The sequence below is a fragment of the Pseudomonas sp. FG29 genome, from assembly GCF_057809355.1.
On the sequence record NZ_JBMDJU010000015.1, the window covers coordinates 107,753 to 119,365 of the forward strand.

General features: G+C 65.6%; 11 protein-coding genes. 6 read left to right on the top strand and 5 right to left on the bottom strand.

Annotated elements, in window-relative coordinates; genetic code table 11:
- Window positions 1-14: 14 nt before the first annotated feature.
- Window positions 15-1,463, bottom strand: a complete 1,449-nt coding sequence (locus tag ACODS1_RS16245; protein WP_489086476.1) for an SLC13 family permease — start codon at window positions 1,461-1,463, stop codon at window positions 15-17.
- 109 nt (window positions 1,464-1,572) lie between these two features.
- On the bottom strand, window positions 1,573-2,412 hold the full coding sequence (locus tag ACODS1_RS16250) for an ion transporter (RefSeq protein ID WP_489086477.1): 840 nt from the start codon (window positions 2,410-2,412) through the stop codon (window positions 1,573-1,575).
- Window positions 2,413-2,658: 246 nt separating this feature from the next.
- On the opposite strand from ACODS1_RS16250, the gene ACODS1_RS16255 reads away from it, so the two are divergent.
- Genes ACODS1_RS16255 through rbsD form a run of 6 tightly spaced genes read left to right on the top strand, consistent with a single transcriptional unit; the run spans window position 2,659 to window position 8,521 of the window.
- Window positions 2,659-3,615: a sugar ABC transporter substrate-binding protein gene (locus tag ACODS1_RS16255; protein ID WP_489086478.1), complete on the top strand. Its 957-nt coding sequence runs from the start codon at window positions 2,659-2,661 to the stop codon at window positions 3,613-3,615.
- Window positions 3,615-5,180: a sugar ABC transporter ATP-binding protein gene (locus ACODS1_RS16260; protein WP_489086486.1), complete on the top strand. Its 1,566-nt coding sequence runs from the start codon at window positions 3,615-3,617 to the stop codon at window positions 5,178-5,180. Before ACODS1_RS16255 ends, ACODS1_RS16260 begins: the two co-directional genes overlap by 1 nt.
- Window positions 5,177-6,157, top strand: a complete 981-nt coding sequence (locus ACODS1_RS16265) for an ABC transporter permease (RefSeq protein ID WP_489086479.1) — start codon at window positions 5,177-5,179, stop codon at window positions 6,155-6,157. Before ACODS1_RS16260 ends, ACODS1_RS16265 begins: the two co-directional genes overlap by 4 nt.
- A 6-nt stretch (window positions 6,158-6,163) precedes the next feature.
- A complete protein-coding gene (locus ACODS1_RS16270; protein ID WP_489086480.1) occupies window positions 6,164-7,162 on the top strand; it encodes a LacI family DNA-binding transcriptional regulator in 999 nt (332 codons plus the stop codon).
- 49 nt (window positions 7,163-7,211) lie between these two features.
- Entirely contained in the window at window positions 7,212-8,120 is a 909-nt protein-coding gene (rbsK, locus tag ACODS1_RS16275) for a ribokinase (protein ID WP_489086481.1), read from the top strand.
- Window positions 8,117-8,521: a D-ribose pyranase gene (gene rbsD, locus ACODS1_RS16280; RefSeq protein WP_322978225.1), complete on the top strand. Its 405-nt coding sequence runs from the start codon at window positions 8,117-8,119 to the stop codon at window positions 8,519-8,521. The genes rbsK and rbsD overlap by 4 nt, the downstream gene beginning before the upstream one ends.
- A 12-nt stretch (window positions 8,522-8,533) precedes the next feature.
- Here rbsD and ACODS1_RS16285 read toward each other — a convergent pair whose 3' ends face one another.
- The 3 genes from ACODS1_RS16285 to pyk all read right to left on the bottom strand — a co-directional run bounded on the left by ACODS1_RS16285 (window position 8,534) and on the right by pyk (window position 11,450).
- Window positions 8,534-8,896, bottom strand: a complete 363-nt coding sequence (locus ACODS1_RS16285; protein ID WP_489086482.1) for a cupin domain-containing protein — start codon at window positions 8,894-8,896, stop codon at window positions 8,534-8,536.
- A 102-nt stretch (window positions 8,897-8,998) separates the two neighbouring features.
- Window positions 8,999-9,913 carry an urea transporter gene (locus tag ACODS1_RS16290; RefSeq protein ID WP_489086483.1) on the bottom strand — a complete coding sequence of 305 codons (915 nt, stop codon included), beginning with the start codon at window positions 9,911-9,913 and terminating at the stop codon, window positions 8,999-9,001.
- A 121-nt stretch (window positions 9,914-10,034) separates the two neighbouring features.
- Complete coding sequence (gene pyk, locus ACODS1_RS16295; RefSeq protein WP_489086487.1) at window positions 10,035-11,450, bottom strand: pyruvate kinase; 1,416 nt, start codon at window positions 11,448-11,450, stop codon at window positions 10,035-10,037.
- Window positions 11,451-11,613: the final 163 nt, after the last annotated feature.

The following is an 11,613-nucleotide window of genomic DNA, read 5'->3' on the forward strand; positions in this document are numbered from 1 at the left end:
TTTTCGTGGAGGGGTCAATGCGCCCAGATCAGTCCTACCAGCAGATAGCTGAGCAGCGTTACCAGCAGCACGCCGAACAGATTGAGGGCGAAGCCGGCCTTGATCATCGACTGAATCTTCATATGCCCGGTGCCGAACACGATGGCATTCGGCGGCGTCGCCACCGGCATCATGAAGGCGCAACTGGCGGCGATGGCAGCAGGAATCGCCAGCAGCTCGGCGGGCATGCCCTGCGACACTGCGAGCGCGCCGAGCAGCGGCAGGAAGGCAGCAGCAGTGGCGGTGTTGGAGGTCACCTCGGTGAGGAAGATGATCACCAGCACCACCAGCCCGATCATCGCCAGGATGGGCAGCGCGCCGAGGCTGCCGAGGCCCTGGGCGATCCACTCGGCCAGCCCGGTGCTGCGGATCACCGCGGCCAGTGCCAGGCCACCACCGAACAACAGCAGTACGCCCCAGGGCAGTTTGCCGGCGCTTTCCCAGTCCATCAGAAACACGCGCTTGCCGGCGTCCACGGGGATGATGAACAGGGCCAGCGCAGCGGCGATAGCGATGCTGGTGTCGTTCACCCCCGGCACTTGGTCGGCGATCAGCGGCTGGAAGACCCAGGCCAGGGCGGTGGTCACGAACACCAGCGCCACCAGTTTTTCGCCACGGCTGAGCGGGCCGAGTTCGGCCAGTTCCTGGCGAATCAGCGCATGGCTGTCGTGGCCGTTGAGGGCGAAGCCGCCACGGGTCAGCCACCACCAGGTGAACACCAGCATCAGGCTCGCCACCGGCAGGCCGATCAGCATCCACTGGCCGAAGCCGATTTCCACGTCGTAGTTCTCTGCCAGGAACGCTGCGAGCAGGGCATTGGGCGGTGTGCCGATCAGCGTGGCGATGCCACCGATGCTGGCGGCATAGGCGATGGCCAGTAGCAGCGCGGTGGCGAAGCGTTCGCGCTCCACCGAGCTGGTGCCTTGCTCGCCGGCCAGCAGGCCGACGACCGAGAGGCCGATGGGCAACATCATGATGGTGGTGGCCGTGTTGCTCACCCACATGCTGAGAAAGGCCGTGGCCAACATGAAGCCGGCTACCTGGCGAGTGGGTTTGCTGCCCACCGCGAGCAGCGTCATCAGCGCGATGCGCTTGTGCAGGTTCCAGCGCTCCATCGCCAGGCCGATGACGAAGCCGCCGAGGAACAGGTAGATGGTCGGGTTGGCATAAGGTGCGGTCGCCGCGTTGAGGCTGTCGATGCCCAGCGCCGGGATCAGCAGGATCGGCAGCAGCGAGGTGGCGGGAATCGGGATGGCTTCGGTCGACCACCAGGTGGCCATCAGCAAGGTCAGCCCGACGGTGGCCCAGGCAGCCTCGGACAGGCCGCCCGGTGGCTCGGTGAGCAGGCACAGCAGCAATAGCGCTGGGCCAAGAATGAGGCCTGTCCAGGCGGCTTTGGCGGGGGCAGTGGAGGTTTCGGCCATGGGCTCCGTTCCAGTCAAAAAGGCGGTTTTATAGCTCGTTGAGCGCCTTTAAGACCACGCCATGGCCCATCGGTTTTGCTTCATTCTGTGTCGTGCGGCCGAGCCGGGCTCAGACGTTGTCCTCGCCATGGCGCTTGAACAGCGGGCTACCGCAGCGGTTGCAGAAGGCCGCACTGTGCTCGTGGCGTGGCTTGTGGCAGTGCGGGCAGTCGTGAACCATCTGCTCCTCCTGGCGCATCGCCGTGGCCAGTTCGGCGGTGAAAATACCGGTAGGCACGGCGATGATCGAATAACCGGTGATCATCACCATCGTGGCCAGCATCTGTCCTACGGGCGTCTGCGGAGTGATGTCGCCAAAGCCCACGGTGGTCAGTGTTACCACTGCCCAGTAGATGCTGATGGGGATGCTGGTGAAGCCATTGGCCGGGCCTTCGACCACGTACATCAGGGCGCCGAACACCGTGACCAGGGTCGAGACTGTGACCAGGAATACGATGATCTTCTGCTTGCTGCCGCGCAGCGCCACCAGCAGGAAATTGGCCTGAGTCAGGTACTGGCGCAGCTTGAGGATGCGGAAGATACGCACCATGCGAATGACCCGGACGATCATCAGGTATTGCGCATCGACGAATATCAACGCCAGGAAGGCCGGTAATACGGCGAGCAGATCGACCAGGCCGAAAAAGCTGAAGGCGTAGCGCAGTGGTTTGGGCGAGCAATACAGGCGCAGGCCGTATTCGATGGCGAACAGCGCGGTGAACCCCCACTCCAGTGCGCTGAACAAGCCGGCATGCTGAGTGTGAAAGCGCTCGATGCTGTCGAGCATCACCACCACCAGACTGGTGAGGATGGCCAGCAGCAGCCAGTTGTCGAAGCGCTGCCCGGCACGGGTGCTGGTCTCGAAGATGATGATGTACAGGCGCTGGCGCCAGGTCTGGCCCTTGTCCACGGCATGGTTCTCCTGATGGTGCGAGGGGCAAGCCTAGGCAGGACGACGCTGCAAGGGCAAGTGATCGGAGCCGGAAGAGGGGGAGGTGGCGATACGGGCTGATCCCTGTATGACGATGCCCTTCGGGGCAGGAAATGCGCTCCGGCATTGCGAAAATTTGACAATCCTCCAGCCGTTTCATAATTTCAGTGTCTCGCAAACGTTTGCGTGACGATAAAAACGACAATAACCACGGAGTGCTCCCTCATGTCCGGTTTCCGTCCTGCCCGTCTGTGCGCCGCCATTGCCCTTGGCGCCGCTGCCCTTGTCAGTTTCTCCAGTGCCCATGCCGCCGAAGGCGAGCCGCCTCGCGTCGCGCTGGTGATGAAGTCCCTGGCCAACGAGTTCTTCCGCACCATGGAAGATGGCGCCAAGGCCTACCAGAAAGAACACCCCGATCAGTTCGAGCTGATCGCCAACGGCATCAAGGATGAGACCGATACCTCGGCGCAGATTCGCATCGTCGAGCAGATGATCGTCGCCAAGGTCGATGCCCTGGTCATCGCACCGGCTGATTCCAAGGCGCTGGTGCCGGTGATCAAGAAAGCCAGCGATGCCGGTATCAAGGTGGTCAACATCGATAACCGCCTCGACCCGGATGTGGTCAAGAGCAAAGGTCTGGACGTGCCCTTCGTAGGCCCGGACAACCGCAAGGGCGCGCGCCTGGTCGGTGAATACCTGGCCAAGGAAAAACTCAAGGCTGGTGACGAAGTCGGCATCATCGAAGGCGTGTCCACCACCACCAACGCCCAGCAGCGTACCGCTGGCTTCAAGGATGCGATGGAAGCGGCCGGTATGAAGATCGTCGGCGTGCAGTCCGGCAACTGGGAAATCGACCGTGGCAACGCCGTGGCCTCGGCCATGCTCAACGAGTACCCGAACCTCAAGGCGCTGCTGGCCGGCAACGACAGCATGGCTCTCGGCGCCGTATCGGCGGTGCGTGCCGCTGGCAAGAAGGATCAGGTGCAGGTGGTCGGTTACGACAACATCAACGCCATCAAGCCGATGCTCAAGGACGGTCGCGTACTCGCCACCGCCGACCAGTTCGCGGCTCGCCAGGCGGTGTTCGGTATCGAAGCGGCGCTCAAGCTGGTCAAGGGTGAGCCTACCGGTGCCAAAGACGGCGTGATCGAAACCCCCGTCGAACTCGTGACCAAGCCGTGATCCATGCGGTAACCGGCGGCGAGACCGTTCTCGCCGCTCGCGATATCGGCAAGACCTACGTCCAGCCTGTGCTGGGCGGGGTCGAGCTGGAGCTGCGCGCCGGTGAAGTGCTGGCGCTGACCGGCGAGAACGGCGCCGGCAAAAGTACCCTCTCGAAGATTTTCTGTGGGCTGGAGCAACCGACCACGGGCTCTTTGAGCTTTCTCGGCCAGCCCTATGCACCGGCCAGCCGCCGCGAGGCCGAGCGCCTTGGCGTGCGCATGGTATTGCAGGAGCTCAACCTGCTGCCGACGCTGACCGTGGCCGAGAACCTGTTTCTCGACAACCTGCCCAGCCGCGGCGGCTGGATTGCCCGTGGCCGCCTGCGCGAAATGGCGCGCGAGGCCATGGCGCGGGTCGGCCTGGAGGCCATCGACCCGGATACGCCGGTGGCAGCGCTGGGCGTCGGCCACCAGCAGATGGTGGAGATCGCCCGCAATCTGATTGGCGAGTGCCGCGTGCTGGTGCTCGACGAGCCGACAGCCATGCTCACCGCCCGCGAGGTCGATCTGCTGTTCGAGCAGATCCAGCGCCTGCGCGACGCCGGTGTGGCCATCGTCTATATCTCCCATCGCCTGGAAGAGCTGGCCAAGGTGGCGCAGCGCGTTGCCGTGCTGCGCGACGGCCAACTGGTGGCGGTGGAGCCCATCGACCGCTACTCAAGCGACGAGCTGGTCACCCTGATGGTCGGCCGTGAGGTTGGCGAAGCCATCGACTTGGGCGAGCGGCAGATCGGCGCGCCGCTACTGCAGATCAAGAATCTGAGCCGCCGTGGCAAGGTCGACGACGTGTCGTTCAGCGTACGCGCTGGCGAGATCTACGGCATTTCCGGGCTGATCGGCGCCGGCCGTACCGAGCTATTGCGCCTGATCTACGGCGCCGACCGCGCTGACAGTGGCGAGGTGGCCATCGGCAATCCGCTGGTGCCGGTGCAGGTGCGTTCGCCCGCCGAAGCGGTGCGCAACGGTATCGCGCTGATCACCGAAGACCGCAAGGGTGAAGGCCTGCTGCTAGGCCAGCCAATCGCCGCCAACCTGGCGCTGGGCAATATGCCGACGGTGTCCAGGCACGGCCTGATGCGCCCGGCGGCCGAACAGGCTCTGGCGCAGCGGCAGATCGATGCCATGCGCATTCGCTGCAATGGCGCGCACCAGGCGGTGGGCGAGCTGTCCGGCGGCAACCAGCAGAAGGTGGTGATCGGCCGCTGGCTGGAGCGCGACTGCCAGGTGCTGCTGTTCGACGAGCCGACCCGCGGCATCGATGTGGGCGCCAAGTTCGAAATCTACGGCCTGCTCGGTGAGCTGGCACGCCAGGGCAAGGCCCTGGTGGTGGTGTCCAGCGACCTGCGTGAGCTGATGCTGATCTGCGACCGCATCGGCGTGATGTCGGCCGGACGCCTGATTGAAACCTTCGACCGCGATGACTGGAGCCAGGATCGCCTGCTGGCTGCCGCCTTCGCCGGCTATCGCAGCCGTGATGCCTTGCTTGGCGAGGCTGTTCCCCCGTTACAGGAGCTTTCCCGATGACCACTTCGTCCGCCACCGCCAGCAAGCGCAGTGGCACGCACCAGGGCCTGGGCACTTATCTCGGCCTGGCCGGTGCACTGCTGGCGATGATCGTGCTGTTCTCTTCGCTGAGCAGCCATTTTCTCTCCTACGCGACCTTCACCACCCTGGCCAACCAGATTCCGGATCTGATGGTGCTGGCAGTGGGCATGACCCTGGTGCTGATCATCGGTGGCATCGACCTGTCGGTGGGTTCGGTACTGGCGCTCGCTGCTGCCGTGGTCAGCGTCGCCACTCTCGGCTTCGGTTGGGGCATCCTGCCGGCCGCGCTGCTGGGCATGGCCTGCGCGGCACTGGCCGGCAGCGTCACCGGGATCATCACCGTGGCCTGGGGTATTCCGTCGTTCATCGTCTCCCTCGGCGTGTTGGAGATGGCGCGCGGCCTGGCCTACCAGCTCACCGACTCGCGCACTGCTTACATCGGTGACGCCTACGCCTGGCTGTCGACGCCATTCACTGCCGGTATCTCGCCGTCGTTCGTCATCGCGCTGCTGGTGATCGCTGCTGCCCACCTGCTGCTGACCCGCACCGTGTTCGGTCGCTATCTGGTCGCCATCGGCACCAATGAAGAGGCTGTGCGCCTGGCCGGCATCAACCCCAAGCCGTACAAGATTTCCGTGTTCGCCCTGATGGGGCTGCTCGCCGGTCTGGCGGCGCTGTTCCAGATTTCCCGCCTGGAAGCGGCTGACCCGAACGCCGGTTCCGGCCTGGAGCTGCAGGTGATCGCCGCCGTGGTGATCGGTGGCACCAGCCTGATGGGCGGGCGTGGCTCGGTGATCAGCACCTTCTTCGGCGTGCTGATCATTTCCGTGCTGGCCGCCGGCCTGGCGCAGATCGGCGCTACCGAGCCGACCAAACGCATCATCACCGGTGCGGTGATCGTCATCGCGGTGATCCTCGACACCTATCGCAGCTACCGCGCCAAGCGCCGGGCCTGATCGCGCATGGCAACCATCAAGCATGTCGCCGCGCGGGCGGGGGTTTCCTTCACCACGGTGTCGCACGTGGTGAACGGCACTCGGCCGGTGAGCGACCAGGTGCGTAGCAAGGTCGAGGCGGCCATTGCCGAGCTGGGTTACGTACCCAGCGGCGTGGCCCGCTCGCTGCGGGTGCGCGCCACCGGCACCCTCGGACTGCTGTTGCCCAATGCCAGCAACCCGTACTTCGCCGAGCTGGCCCGTGGCATCGAGGATCACGCCGAGCGCAATGGCTACAGCGTGATCCTGTGCAACTCCGACGATGACATCGACAAGCAGCTGCGCTACCTGCGCGTACTGCTGGAGCGGCGCATCGACGGGCTGATCGTCGCCACCGTGGCCAGCGACGCGGCCTTCGCCGAGGCGCTGGCCAATCTGCGCGTGCCGCTGGTGCTGGTCGACCGCTCGCTGGACGGCGTCGATGCCGATCAGTTGCGCGTCGATCACGAACAGGGCGCCTATCTCGCCACCCGTCATTTGCTGGAGCTGGGGCATCGGCGCATCGTCTGCATCGGCGGCCCGGCCAGCACCCAGGTGGCTCAGCTACGCGCAGCGGGTTATCAGCGCGCGTTGGCCGAGGCCGGCATCGAGGCCCAGGCGGTGGTCGACTGCCCGTTTACCAGCCCGGCCGGCCACGCTACCGCGCAGACGCTGCTGAGTGCCGAGCTGCGGCCCACGGCGATCTTCGCCGGCAACGACATGATCGCCCTGGGCGTGCTGCGCGCCGCCGCCGAACGCGGGTTGCAGGTGCCTCAGCAACTGTCGGTGGTGGGCTTCGACGACATCGAAGTCAGCCGCTACCTGCACCCGGCGCTGACCACGGTCGGCCAGTGCATCGGCCAGCTCGGCGAGCAAGTGGCTGCGCGTCTGCTGGAGCGCATCCGTACCCCAGGCCTGGCCGTCAGCCAGCAACTGATCGAACCCATTCTGGTGCTGCGCGAGTCCAGCGCAGCGCCTGACGCATGATCGAGCGCCAGGCCCGCCGCCTGGTGCTCGACGGAGAGGAACACCTGCAATGCAAGCGAACGTAGTGGTAGTCGGCAGCCTGAACATGGATCTGATCGTGCGCGCGCCGCGCCTGCCGGTTGGCGGGGAAACGTTGGCCGGGCACGGCTTCTTCACAGCTGCCGGTGGCAAGGGTGCCAACCAGGCGGTGGCGGCCGCGCGCCTCGGTGCGCGTGTGGCGATGCTGGGCTGCGTGGGCGACGACGCCTACGGCAGCGAGCTGCGTGACGGTTTGCTGGCCGAGGGGATCGACTGCAGTGCGGTTGAAGTGGCCGCCGGGGTGCCGACTGGTATCGCCTCCATTCTGGTGGATGACGCCGGGCAGAACGCCATTGTCATCGTCGCCGGCGGTAACGGCGAGATGAGCCCCGCGCGCGTCGAGCGCCACGAGGCGCTGCTGGCCAATGCCGAGGTGGTGATCGCGCAACTGGAGGTGCCGGCGGCGACCGTCGAGGCCACCTTGTCCCGCGCCCATGCGCTGGGGCGCACGGTAATCCTCAATCCGGCACCGGCCGTTGGCCCATTGCCGGCGCACTGGTACGGCCTGGTCGATTACCTGATCCCCAATGAAAGCGAGGCCGCGCTGTTGACCGGCCTGCCGGTGGACTCCCCGGAAACGGCCTTGCGCGCGGCTCAGCGCTTGCTCGAGGCCGGCGCCCGGCGCGTGCTGATCACCCTGGGTCGCCAGGGCGTGTTGTATGCCGATGCCACTCGCCATCTGCACGTACCCGTGGCGCCGGTGGTCGCGGTGGACACCACGGCCGCTGGCGACACCTTCGTCGGTGGTTTCGCCGCCGGCCTGGCCGAAGGCATGCACCTGGAAGCGGCCATCGCTCTTGGCCAACAGGCCGCCGCCCTGGCCGTTACCCGGCCTGGCGCACAACCCTCGATTCCCCATCGTCACGAGTTGCCCGCATGAAGAAGACACCGCTGCTCAACGCCGAACTCTCCGCCGCCATCGCTAGGCTCGGTCATGGCGATGTCATCGTCATCGGCGATGCCGGCATGCCGATACCGCCTGGCACCCCCTGCATCGACCTGGCGCTGACCGCCGGCGTGCCGGATTTCGTCACCACGCTCAAGGTGGTGCTCAGCGAAATGCAGGTGCAGGGCCATCTGCTGGCCCGCGAAACCCTGGAGGTAGCGCCCCTGGCCCTGGAGGCCATCGAGGCGCTGACTGCCGCGGGCGAGCTGGGTGAGCGGCAACTGGTCAGCCATGACGAACTCAAGGCTGCCTGCCGCACGGCGCGGGTGCAGATCCGCACCGGCGAGTGCCGGCCCTACAGCAATATCGCGCTGGTGGCCGGCGTCACCTTCTGAACATCGGTCGTTTCAGTCCACGGCCAGGTAGTGCTTGGTGAAGCTGTCGCTCACGACTTCCCAGAGGGTATTGATGCCGCTGGCGACGAAGAAGGAATCACCGGCCTTGTAGTGCGCGGTTTCGCCGGTGGCCTCGTTGGTGATCTTCACTTCGCCGAGGGTCACCACCGCCTGTTCGTGGAAGGTGTAGGGCAGGCGGAAGCGGCTGCGGCGCACGCCAAAGTAGCCGGCGCTGACCGACTCGTCTTCGGTGGCGAAGGTGGTCAGGGCGAACATGGCGTTGTCGCCGTCGAGCATTTCGACACCGATGTCTTCGAGGGTGCCGGCCAGTTCCAGTTCGTCCAGGGTGATGCCTTGCTTGATGCTGTGCAGCATGTTGTTCTCGCTCGATAAGGGGCTGAAGAGATCCTGCACGCTAGCAGGGTCGAATGCGTGAGCCAGTCGTGGCAGCGACATCGGTTGCCAGGGAAACGTCTTCTAACGCCTGACCGGCGCGCAGGCTTTGGCCGCAGCCCGCCAGCGCGAGGTGCCAGCCTTGATCAGCCAGCAGGCGAGGATGAAGGGCATGGTCAGCGCGGGTAGGCCCAGAGCGCTGAAGCCGGGTTGCAGGATCAGGGCAAGCAGGATGCCCACCGCGGGAACCCATGGGCAGCGATGGATCTGGGTCAGGGCGATGGCGGCGAGGGTGGCGTTGTAGCTGTAGAGGCCGGCCAGGGCGGCGTCGCTGGGCCAGCCGTTTACCAGCGTCAGGGCCAGTCCGCTGCTGGAACCGAGCAATGCCCAGAGCGCCGTACGGCTGTCGGCCAGGCGCAAACCGATCAGCAGGCACAGGCCGGCCAGTGGCGAGTCGAGGAAGATGACTTGGCCGATGCCGCGCACCACGGCGAGCATCACTTGCAGGAGGTTCAGCTCCGGCACCTCGGCGGTATGGCTGGGCGACACAGCGTGCAGCTCGAGCGGGACGATGAGGGCCAGCAGCCAACCCAGCAGCACGAAGGGAAAGGTGAAGGCGGGCAGCCAGCCATTTTTGCGCATGCACCTCATCCAGGGGGCCAGCAGCAGGCAGGACAGGGCGGCGCTGGCGATGATCAGTACCGGCAGCAGCGGCGTCCACGGCAGTTTCAGGCTGAGCAGCAGGCCGAGCAGGATGCCGTTGTAGCCGTACAGACCGGTGGTGATGTCCGTTGACGGGTAGCCGCAACGTTGTGCGAGCAGCATTGAGGTCAGACCGCCGAGCAGGGCGCCGGGTAGGAGGTCAGGGGCGCTGATCAGGATGGCGATCAGCACCAGCAGGCCGCAGCCAGGGTGTTGCTGCAGGAATATCTGGGCGAAGCCGCTGAGCAGGGCGCGCAGGCTTTGCAGGGCAGGGTGTGAGGTTGGTAGTGGAGGCATGATGTTTGCGCCAAGAGCCCTCTCCCCCACACGCGGGAGAGGGGAGCTGTCCGTGTCGCTTGGAGGCGTTACGTAGGGTGCGCCGTACAGAAGGTGTGCACGGCGTACCCTAAGGGGCTGCTCAATGCAGCGTTTCGATCCTCAGGCTGTTGGTGCTGCCGGGCTGGCCGAAGGGTTCACCGGCGGTGATCACCACGGTTTCGCCGCGCTTGGCCATGCCCTGGACCTGGGCGATTTCCAGCGCGGTGCTGGTGACTTCCTCGACCCTGCGTAGGCGTTCGTTGACCACTGAGTAGATGCCCCAGGCCACGGTCAGACGGCGGGCGGTGGTCAGGCTCGGGGTGAGGCTGAGGATTGGCGCCTTCGGTCGTTCACGTGAGGCGCGCAGGCTGGAGCTGCCGGATTCCGTGTAGTTGACCAATGCCGCCACCGGCAGGATCGCGCTGATACGGCGGATGGCGCAGCTGATGGCGTCGCTGGCGGTGGCTTCGGCCTGCGGACGCCCGACGTCGAGCTGGCTCTGGTAGTCCGGGCCGTTCTCCACCTGGCGGATGATCTTGCTCATCATCTGCACGGTTTCCAGCGGGTAGTCGCCAGAGGCGGTTTCGGCCGACAGCATCACGGCATCGGCGCCTTCGGCCACGGCGTTGGCCACGTCGGTGACTTCAGCGCGGGTCGGTGCGGGGGAGAAGCGCATCGATTCGAGCATCTGCGTCGCCACGACCACCGGGCGGCCCAGTTGGCGGCAGGTGTGCACGATATCTTTCTGGATGCGCGGTACGTTCTCGGCCGGTACCTCCACGCCCAGGTCACCGCGCGCGACCATGATGGCGTCGCACAGGCGGGCGATTTCTTCGAGATGCTGCACCGCCGAGGGCTTTTCGATCTTGGCCATCAGGAAGGCCTTGCCGCCGATCAGCTCAAGGGCTTCGATAATGTCTTCCGGGCGCTGCACGAACGACAGCGCCACCCAGTCCACGCCCAGCTCCAGGCCGAACGCCAGGTCGCGGCGATCCTTTTCGGTCAGCGGCGACAGCTGTAGCACCGCCTCGGGCACGTTGACGCCCTTGCGGTCGGACAGCTCGCCGCCAGCGATGACACAGGTGTCCACGGCATCGGCCTGCTTGGCGGTCACTTTCAGGCGCAGGCGGCCATCGTCCAGCAGCAGGCTCATGCCCGGTTGCAGGGCTTCGATGATTTCCGGGTGAGGCAGGTTGACCCGGCTGGCGTCGCCGGGCGTTGCGTCCAGATCCAGGCGCAGGCTTTGGCCGTTGACCAGTTGCACCTTGCCGCCTGCGAAGCGGCCGACGCGCAGTTTTGGCCCCTGTAAATCCATGAGGATGCCGATGGGCTGGTTCAGCTCGCGCTCCACCTCGCGCACCCACTGGTAGCGCTGGGCGTGGTCGGCGTGTTCGCCGTGGCTGAAGTTGAGGCGGAACAGGTTGACCCCGGCTTCCACCAGTTGGCGGATATGCGCGGCGTCGCGGATCGCCGGGCCGAGGGTGGCGAGGATCTTCACTTTCTTGTCGGGAGTCATCTGGCAGGCCTTGGGCATGAGTTTTGTCGATTGGGTTGCGGTCGTAGGGCGCCCGGCGGTTGTTCACCTACAGTTTCCGATGTTCCGAGGATCAAAATGGCGCGGAAGTCGTATACGTTGGTGCGGGTCGGTGACGATCATTGGCGTAGGGCGGGTGCAACCC